The 8,708-nt window shown below is 49.7% G+C and carries 8 protein-coding genes; 3 read left to right on the top strand and 5 right to left on the bottom strand.

The features are described from left to right. Positions 1-149 precede the first annotated feature (149 nt). On the bottom strand, positions 150-1,019 hold the full coding sequence (locus IJG50_05145) for a polysaccharide deacetylase family protein (GenBank protein ID MBQ3379236.1): 870 nt from the start codon (positions 1,017-1,019) through the stop codon (positions 150-152). A gap of 125 nt (positions 1,020-1,144) precedes the next feature. Between IJG50_05145 and IJG50_05140 the strand changes: the two genes are divergently transcribed. From IJG50_05140 to IJG50_05130, 3 genes are all read left to right on the top strand, one after another. Continuing rightward, on the top strand, positions 1,145-2,092 hold the full coding sequence (locus IJG50_05140) for a glycosyltransferase family 2 protein (GenBank protein ID MBQ3379235.1): 948 nt from the start codon (positions 1,145-1,147) through the stop codon (positions 2,090-2,092). A 111-nt stretch (positions 2,093-2,203) separates the two neighbouring features. Then, complete coding sequence (locus IJG50_05135; protein MBQ3379234.1) at positions 2,204-4,531, top strand: SpoIIE family protein phosphatase; 2,328 nt, start codon at positions 2,204-2,206, stop codon at positions 4,529-4,531. Positions 4,532-4,626: 95 nt separating this feature from the next. Continuing rightward, positions 4,627-4,914 carry a hypothetical protein gene (locus IJG50_05130; GenBank protein MBQ3379233.1) on the top strand — a complete coding sequence of 96 codons (288 nt, stop codon included), beginning with the start codon at positions 4,627-4,629 and terminating at the stop codon, positions 4,912-4,914. 59 nt (positions 4,915-4,973) lie between these two features. Here the strand turns inward: IJG50_05130 and IJG50_05125 are convergent, their stop codons facing one another. From IJG50_05125 to IJG50_05110, 4 genes are all read right to left on the bottom strand, one after another. Then, positions 4,974-5,702 carry an amino acid ABC transporter ATP-binding protein gene (locus IJG50_05125; GenBank protein MBQ3379232.1) on the bottom strand — a complete coding sequence of 243 codons (729 nt, stop codon included), beginning with the start codon at positions 5,700-5,702 and terminating at the stop codon, positions 4,974-4,976. Positions 5,703-5,719: 17 nt separating this feature from the next. After that, on the bottom strand, positions 5,720-6,517 hold the full coding sequence (locus tag IJG50_05120; GenBank protein MBQ3379231.1) for an amino acid ABC transporter permease: 798 nt from the start codon (positions 6,515-6,517) through the stop codon (positions 5,720-5,722). 81 nt (positions 6,518-6,598) lie between these two features. Next, positions 6,599-7,504, bottom strand: a complete 906-nt coding sequence (locus tag IJG50_05115; GenBank protein ID MBQ3379230.1) for a transporter substrate-binding domain-containing protein — start codon at positions 7,502-7,504, stop codon at positions 6,599-6,601. Positions 7,505-7,846: 342 nt separating this feature from the next. Then, positions 7,847-8,479: an HAD family phosphatase gene (locus tag IJG50_05110; GenBank protein MBQ3379229.1), complete on the bottom strand. Its 633-nt coding sequence runs from the start codon at positions 8,477-8,479 to the stop codon at positions 7,847-7,849. Between the last annotated feature and the right edge of the window lie 229 nt (positions 8,480-8,708).

The raw sequence follows: 8,708 nt of genomic DNA, 5'->3' as shown, positions 1-8,708 counted from the left end.
TGCAGCAATTCACGAATTTTCTCCCTCCGTGCTCGTTCCTCGGAACTGCGTTTTCTTCTGCTGCTCATAATTAAACCTCCAATATGGTGCTTCTATTTTACACCTTATCGGAGGTTTACACAATTTTCGGGACGGCCTCCACGGGCGGGCTATTTTATGCCCGCCCTGTCCATAAACTCCCGCGTCGATAAAAGGCCGGAGCGGTTGAAGCGTCCCAGCGAATAAAGCGCGTCCGTATCGCCGCGCGTTACGGTGTTCACGCTCTCGCGGCAAGTAAGCGCCGCCTCGAAGCCGTGCGCCTTTAAAACGGCCTCCGCCTCCGATGATACCGCCCCGAAGGGATAAGTATATACGATGCAGTCTACGCCGCTGTTCTCTTTCAGTTTCGACTGCATTTTTTCTATATCGTCCGAAAGGAGGCGCGCGTAAGTTTCATCGTCCTCGCCGCTTTTCTTTGACGCGCCGAAGCGCGGCCGGCGGCTGTGCATATCGTAAGAATGGTCGCCTATCTCTATATATCCCGACTGCGCCGCCTCTTTGATATCGTCCCACGTCATATATGCATAGTAGAGATTTCTGTCGCAGTTTTCGGCGTATACGTCGCAGTATGCGCCGACGGGAGATATAACGGCTTTCATGGAATACTCTTTAAGCAGGGGCAGCGCATATGAGACGTTATTTAAAAATCCGTCGTCGAACGTGATTACCACGGGCTTTTTCGGAAGGGGAGAGCCGCTTTTCGTAAACGAGACGAGCTCGGATATGAAGACCGTTTCATATCCGTGACTTTTTAAATATTCAAGGTCTTCTCTGAGCGAATCGGGAGTCGCCACGTATTCGCCCGTGCGCGCGGGGTCTATAAGTAAGCTGTGGTACATGATGACGGGCACTTCTCTCGATTCGCCCGCGCGCGCGTAGACACTTTCGCTTTTTTCGGCGTATATCGCGCCTAAGATGATGAGCGCGGCGGCGAAAACGAATAAAGCGACCGCTTTTCTGCCTTTGATGATACCGTACATTCCTTTATGACCTCCTTTTCTTTGATTTATATGCCGCATTGATTTAAAAAAATCGTATATGATGACAAAAGATAAAAAATTTATGATAAAATAATTTGTAAAGCTTTCAGAAATGAGATTTTATCATGAAGTCACTTTCTTTTGTAATACCGGCCTATAATGAGGCGGAGAATATCATGGCGGCGATAGAAAAGATCGACGCGGCTTTTTCGGGCGCCGACTCGGATCTGCGGTTCATTTTCGTTGACGACGGCTCGACCGACGGGACATGGCGGGAGATAGAGCGCATATCAAAAACTGACGCGAGAGTCTGCGGCCTTAGCTTTTCGCGCAATTTCGGAAAAGAGGCGGCGATATTCGCCGGTCTTTCTTTGGCGGATGGCGACGCCTGCATCGTTATGGACTCCGACCTTCAGCACCCGCCTGAGACAGCGCGCAGAATGTACGAGCTTTGGCGCGAAAATCCGCATATTGAAATTGTTGAGGGGATAAAGCGCAGCCGAGGAGAAGAAACTTTCGGATCAAAGCTGTTTGCAAAGGTCTTTTACCGCTTTTTCAACAGAACGACAGACCTGGATCTTACAGGCTCGTCTGATTTTAAGCTTTTGTCGCGCATCGCCGTGGAGGAGCTTTTAAGACTGCCGGAACGGTTCACTTTCTTTCGCGCTCTCTCAAATTGGATAGGCTTCGAAACGGCGCAGGTGGAGTTCGATGTAGAGCCGCGAAAAAGCGGCGAGACAAAATGGCCGTTCTTCAAGCTGTTAAAATACGGCGTGAACTCCGTTTCGTCCTTTTCTTCCGCGCCGATGCAGATAGTAACGGTCTGCGGCTTTATATTTCTTATCTTTACAGTGATACTGGCGGTGCAGACGCTCGTGCGCTTTTTTATGGGTCAGTCGCTTGAGGGCTTTACGACGGTAATACTCATTCTGCTTTTCTCCGGCAGTATAATAATGCTGAGCCTAGGGATCATAGGGTACTACGTTTCGCGGATATACGACGAGATAAAACGCCGCCCCAGATATATCGTTGCGCGGCGCGTGAATGCAGACGAAAAGCGCGATATCATATAAAGACAAAATTATGTAGATTTTTTATGTAAACATCGTCATATTAAGACAAAAACATCTCACGAAGGGCAGTATAATTGCTTTACAGTTATTGCCAATCGGAGGTGTTTTTTTATGCAGCTTGGTGATTTTTTTGTAAACGCCAAAGAACAAGGCGTGAGCCGGACGATAAGAAGGCTTGTTTGTTCACCGGCAGTATCAGTATATATACTGCCGGCGGCGATGGCGTTTTTTCTGGCGCGCGCAGTCATGATTTCTGATATCGCGCCCCTGGGCACGGCCCTGTTTGCCGCTTACGGACGCGGCAGGCGGGCAATGGCCTCATGCGCGGCAGCCGCCCTTGGGTATCTCAGCGTGGCGGGAGAAATAATGATATATAAATATATGATAGGCCTGGGAATATTATTCATAGTAAATACGGCGCTTGGAAAGCGTAAGCTTCATGAGGCAGTGCGTCCGCTTGTCTGCGCCGCGGCGATCTTTTTGCCGTCGTTTTTAATGTGGGGCTTATTTGATATGAGCGAGGCGTCGTTTATAAGGCTTGTCTCTGAATGCGCGCTCGGCGCACTGTCGGTATATCTCTTTATATCGGGGCTTTCCGCTGTCAGGAATTTTCGCTCTATGAGAATAAGCGACAAGCGCGAGCTTTCGGGTTTTATTTATCTTTTGGCTGCACTTTGCTTTGCGCTTTCCTGCCCCGACTGCGGCGCGGCAAGCGCGGGACACATGGCCGCATTTGCGGCAGCCTTTATATTGGCCATGGCAGGCGCGGCGGGGTACAGCGCGCTGTTCTGTATTTTGTTCGCGCTTTTTTTGGCGCTTTCCGACAGAAGCCTTCTTGGAATGTGCGCAGTATATCCCGTCTCGGCAGTTCTGTGCGGCGTACTTGCCGGGATAAATCGGCAGTCGGGCGTTATAGGAGCATTTTTGTGCGCCTGTGTTATGAGTTTTTATTTTTTAAGTCCGCATTCGGGCCTGCTTTTGACTCTTTGCGCCTTTGTGGGCGCGGCGGCTGCGCTTATATGCCCAAAACAGGCTGTAGTACATATAAACGGCGTATTTGTTAAAAAAGGCCGCGACGCGCGGTATGACAAGCGTATGCGGGAGCTTATATGCGACAGATTGTGGCAGATGTCTTCGGGATACAAAGACGTCTGCAATGCTGTATGCGCGGCGCAGGACAGGCTTTTTAAAACTAATCTCAACAATGTGGCAACCGTATTTGAAATGACTGGACGGCGCGCCTGCCGCAGCTGCGCGCTCATGGAGGTGTGCTGGCAGGAGCGCTATCCCGAAACGCTGGATGCGCTCAACTTTGTAACGGAGGCGCTTTCGAGAAAGAAAATGGTATATGAAGAAGACTTTCCGCAGCGCTTTCGTTCACAGTGCCTCCATATCGACATCTTTACCGATGTGCTCAACGATTCCTACCGAGACTGGCTCATGCGAAGAAAGCTTGCCCAGAAGCAGCGCCGCACGAGAAAGCTCACATTGCAGCAGTATTCTTCGCTTTCGGGCGCGATGAACAATGTTGCAAAGGAGTTTTCACAGAATATAAGGTTCAATATAGACGCGGAGGAAAAGATAATAGAATATTTAAGGAGCATATCGGTACATCCGCGCTCCGTTCTCGTTATGGAGAGGGAGGGAGGCAGGATAAGCGTGGAGATGGACTTTTTTGAAAACGAAACGCTTTGCATGGACCGCGATATTTTAAGGCGCGAGGTCTCTTTAATATGCGGAGTATCGCTTACACGCACGGGCGTTTCGCGCCGTGAAGGAATAATGCGGATAACGCTGAGCGTACCCGAACCGCTCTCGCCCGTTTATGCATACTACGGGGAGACAAAGGAGGGTGAAAAGTATTCGGGCGATACGGCGGACGCATTTAAAACAGATAAGGGCAAGCTGGTGCTGGGGTTATGCGACGGCATGGGCAGCGGAAGGCGAGCGTCCGAAGATTCGCGTATTGCGGCAAGCGTGATAAGACGCATGATAGCTGCCGGATTTGACAACGATACTGCGGTGGCTGTTTTAAATTCCGCTATGATGCTAAAGTCTGACGAGGAGAGCGTGACGGGCGTCGATATAGCGGTACTTGATCTTTATACGGGTAAATGCGAGTTCTTAAAGCTTGGCGCCGCGCCGACATATGTACTGCGCGCAGGCCATGTGATGCGCATAGACGCATCTTCTCTGCCGGTGGGAGTATTGGAGGAGGCGCATATGAGCAAGTCGTATATTACGCTTGAAAAGGGGGATATCATAGTTATGGTGTCGGACGGAGTGCTTGCCGCGGGAGACGCCTTTTTATGCGATATGCTCAAGCGGTTCGAGTTTTATGAGGCGCATCATTTGGCAAGGGAGATAGTGCGCTGCGCGAGAAATACGTCGCCGCAGTCCGCGCTTGATGATATGAGCGCGCTTGTATGCATAATATGACGCAAGTAAAAAACTTTTATCACGACTGTTATAAAAACGCGCTGTCAAGTTAAAAATAGGCATATACAAACAAAGTGACAAAGGAAGTGGCGCATATGTTAGGCGGTATCGGAAGAAGCGTTGTCGTAGTATCGGATGTGGAAAGCGACCTGTTCGAGCAGGCGATATTCATATTGACGCCAAAGGGCGAGTCGGGATATATAGACGATTCGGAAGAAGTGGTAAAGGAAGCGCGCAAGGTTTTAAGCGCATATACGGCAAAGTATTATGTTGCTCAGAAAAAAAGAAGCAAAGACAAGGGAAGATCAAAGCTTAGATGGGTCATATTAGCTTTTGCGGCTCTTGCTATAGCGTCCGTGCTGATATTGAAGCTGCCGCTTTAAGAATACAAAAAACAAGCAGGCATGCACCTTTTTTGCATGCCTGCCGATTTGAGCATGTGTCATTTATTCATAAATCGCGACAAAAATTCGCGCGTTTGCGGCTTTGAGGGATTTACGAAGATCTCCTCGGGCGTTCCCTGCTCGCAGATAACGCCGTCGGCCATGAACACGACCTGATTCGTAACGTCGCGCGCGAAGGCCATCTCATGCGTAACGATGAGCATCGTAAGGCCTTCCTTCGCAAGCGCGCGCATGACCTCGAGCACCTCGCCGACCATCTGCGGGTCGAGCGCGCTTGTCGGCTCGTCGAATAAGAGCACCTCCGGCTCCATCGCCAATGCGCGGGCAATGGCGACGCGCTGCTTCTGGCCGCCCGAAAGCTGCTTCGGCTTTGCGTTTATATACGGAGCCATGCCCACCTTTTCAAGATAGAATATGGCCTTTTTATACGCCGTTTCGCGGCTCTCCTTAAGTACCTTTTCGCAGCCGACCATGCAGTTTTTTAGCACCGTCATGTTGTTGAAAAGATTGAAGCTCTGGAACACCATGCCGACTTTCGCACGGTAGGCGGGAACGTTCACGTGCCTTTCAAGCACGTTCTGTCCGTCGTGGATTATCTCGCCGCTCGTCGGCGTTTCAAGCAGATTTATGCATCTAAGCAGAGTGGATTTGCCCGAGCCGGACGCGCCGATTATGCACGTTATGTCGCCGGGGTAGACCTCGAAGTCGATATCCTTTAAAACGACGTTCTTGCCGAAACTCTTGCTTAAATGCTTTATCTCAAGTATAGGCTTTCTTTCAGACATCAGACTTCGCCGCCTTCCTTCTGTGAGTGATAGCTCATCATACCGCTCGTGTGGGCAAGAGTGTCGGTCGTCGCAAGGTCGTAGGTGTCGGGGCCGTCCATCTTCTTTTCAAGAAGCATGAGGAGGCGAGAGCATACGACGGTCATGATAAGGTAGATCACCATCGTGAGAGTGAACGTCTCGAAGTAAGTGTAGTACGCGCCGGCGATGCCCTTCGAAACGAAGAACAGCTCGACTACGCTTATAACGGAGAGCACGCATGTATCCTTTATGTTTATGATAAGGTTGTTGCCTATCTGCGGCATTATGTTTCTGAGCGCCTGCGGCAGCACAACGTATACCATAGTGGTAAAATGGTTCATGCCTATGGCGGCGGCGCCTTCCGTCTGCCCGCGGTCGATAGAGAGGATACCTCCGCGGACGGTCTCCGCCATGTATGCGCCCGTGTTTATCGAAACGATAAATATCGCGGCGGCCCACATCGTCATATCTACTCCCAGATACTGAAGCGAGCCGTAATAGATGAACATTGCCTGAACCATCATAGGCGTGCCGCGGAAAACCTCGACATATATAGCCAAGATGATTCTTACTATTTTGAGTATGATCTTCTTAAACAGATTGTCATTCTTCGATACGGGTATTGTTTGTATTATTCCCACGATGAAGCCGATAAGACATCCTATCGCGGTGCCGATAATAGCTATAACGAGCGTTCGTCCCGCGCCCTGAAGGAGGGACACGCCGTAACGGTCCAAAAGAAACAACAAACGTCCCAAAAAATCGGGAGGTAACATTTTTCAGCTTCCTTTCAAAAAATGTAAGGCGTTAAAAAATATAGGGCGGTTTTTTCCGCCCTATATTTTTTGCATTATGAATTATTCTTCAGAAGAGAGCGGCTGAACGGAAATAGCTTCGTCCATCATTCTGTTGAAGTCCTCGGCAGTCATTTCGGAAAGAACGCTGTTGATGGCTTCTCTTAATTCGTCGTTGCCCTTCTGTACGGAGATACCGATGTTTATTTCTTCCTCGGAAACTACGAAATTATCTTCGGGATTCTCGTTGAAGTCCAAGAGACGGAAGTTCGGATATGCAATAAGCGCCGCCTGTGCGGTGGGCATGTCCGTCGTAACGAGGTCTACCTTGCCGGAGTTGAGCGCTACGAGCATTGCGGGAGCCGTCTCCATAGCGGGCTGTATGTCGCAGTCCTCTATCTGGGGCAGGCATACGGTGTACCATACGGTGTTTATCTGGCTTGTAGCCTTTGCGCCCTTTAAGCCGGATATGCCGGTAGCCTCTGCATACGGGGTATCTTCTCTGGTAAGAGCGACGATCGATGCATAATAGTAGGGCACGGTAAAGTCTACGGTCTCAAGTCTCTCCGAAGTTATAGACTGACCTGCAATAGCGCAGTCGAGCTTGCCGGACTGAACGCCCAAGGGGAGCGAATCCCAGTCGGTGCGGTAGATCTCAAGCTCCCAGCCAAGCTTGTCGCAGATGTACTTTGCCATCATTACGTCGTAGCCGTAAGCATAGTCGCTGCTGTCCTGGATCGGCACGGCGCCGTTCTCGTCGGTAGACTGAGTCCAGTTGTAGGGAGCGTATGCGCATTCCATACCTACTCTTAATACTTTTTTCTCCGAGGAAGCATCCGAAGACGTGTTCTCCTGAGTTTCTGCCTGCGCGTCTGCGTCGTCGGACGCCTTCTGGCTTGAAGAGCATGCAGCAAAAGCAAATACCATTACTGCAGCCAGAAGAAGCGCAAGTATGCGTTTTAAATTCATTGATAACCTCTCCTTTATTTATTTTTATATTTGGGTTCAAAATAAAAAGCTTAAAGCGCGCAGGGGCGCTTTAAGCCTTACAGACCGGATCATGACAGCGCTCCACAATATGTGACAGTACGGCGCATATTATACGCCGTCCCAGCGCGTTCTTCGTTTCAGGCATCAAAGAGACGCACTTCGGCGGCCGATCCCTTTTCGCTTTTGTTTTTGCCTGACATCATAAAAAGCGTACTTATGATCGCCGCGCCTCTATCGTCTTGACTGCGGGGATGCAGTCAAAAAGTATGATTTTTAATCAGTTTATCCGATTTTTTCTGATATGTCAATATGTTTTACGGCCTATAAAAGCTCGTCAAAGCCGGTTACATATTTATCGGCGAGCGCCAAAAGCTCCTCCTTGCGCTTTATAAACGATTTGTCCTCTATTACGTACACGATAAAGCCGGCTGTTTTCGCAGTGCGCGCCGCATACGGCGCATCTTCGAACACGGCGGTATCGCAAGGCTCTGTGCCTAGTCTTCGCGCGGCTTCAAGGTATATGTCGGGGCTGTGCTTGTCAGCGCCGACGTCGTCCTCGCATATCACGAAGTCGAACAGATCGTAAACGCCCAAACGCGTAAGCGCCTCCTCGGCGTATTTTTTGGGCGTTGCCGTTGCTATGCCGAACGGTATGCCGTCTTTTTTCAGTTTTTCGAGATATTTTAGCGCATACGGCTTTAATTCTACGCGGTCGCGGTACATTATATGTATCTGCTCGCGCATCTGCATAAGCAGTTCCTCTTTCGTGCGCCAAAGTCCGAAGCGCTTCATAAGATACTGAAGCGAATCCTCTAGGCTCATTTCCTTTATAGTATCGGTAAGATCGGCAGGCGGCTCAACGCCCAAGGATAAAAGGTGATTTGCGCTCAAATTGTCCCATTCGCGCATGGAATCAAGCACTGTGCCGTCCATATCGAATATTGCACTTTTCATTAGGTCCCTCCCGTGTGGTGTAATAAATTTATTCTATCAAAAATATGCACATTTGACAAGAAAAATCATGCGCGTGCTTTTTTAGAAAATGTAGAGTCGTCAATGATGTGTGACACTTCACCCGAAAAAATATGACGAAGGTTATATGTGCGAATTTGAGAAAGACGAGGAGCCGTAGGCGACGAGGCTTTCTCAAATTCGGCGCGGCTCGGTCTGGCCCTCTGTGAAC

Source organism: Clostridia bacterium (assembly GCA_017405765.1).
Classification (GTDB): domain Bacteria; phylum Bacillota; class Clostridia; order Oscillospirales; family RGIG577; genus RGIG577.
Note: the sequence above shows the minus strand (reverse complement) of the source record. Positions and strands in the feature narration are given on the sequence as shown.

Coding starts and splice junctions, on each gene's coding strand:
- IJG50_05110 (MBQ3379229.1), bottom strand. CDS start 8,479: ATGAAAAGTGCAATATTCGATATGGACGGCACAGTGCTTGATTCCATG.
- IJG50_05145 (MBQ3379236.1), bottom strand. CDS start 1,019: ATGTACGGTATCATCAAAGGCAGAAAAGCGGTCGCTTTATTCGTTTTC.
- IJG50_05140 (MBQ3379235.1), top strand. CDS start 1,145: ATGAAGTCACTTTCTTTTGTAATACCGGCCTATAATGAGGCGGAGAAT.
- IJG50_05115 (MBQ3379230.1), bottom strand. CDS start 7,504: ATGAATTTAAAACGCATACTTGCGCTTCTTCTGGCTGCAGTAATGGTA.
- IJG50_05130 (MBQ3379233.1), top strand. CDS start 4,627: ATGTTAGGCGGTATCGGAAGAAGCGTTGTCGTAGTATCGGATGTGGAA.
- IJG50_05135 (MBQ3379234.1), top strand. CDS start 2,204: ATGCAGCTTGGTGATTTTTTTGTAAACGCCAAAGAACAAGGCGTGAGC.
- IJG50_05120 (MBQ3379231.1), bottom strand. CDS start 6,517: ATGTTACCTCCCGATTTTTTGGGACGTTTGTTGTTTCTTTTGGACCGT.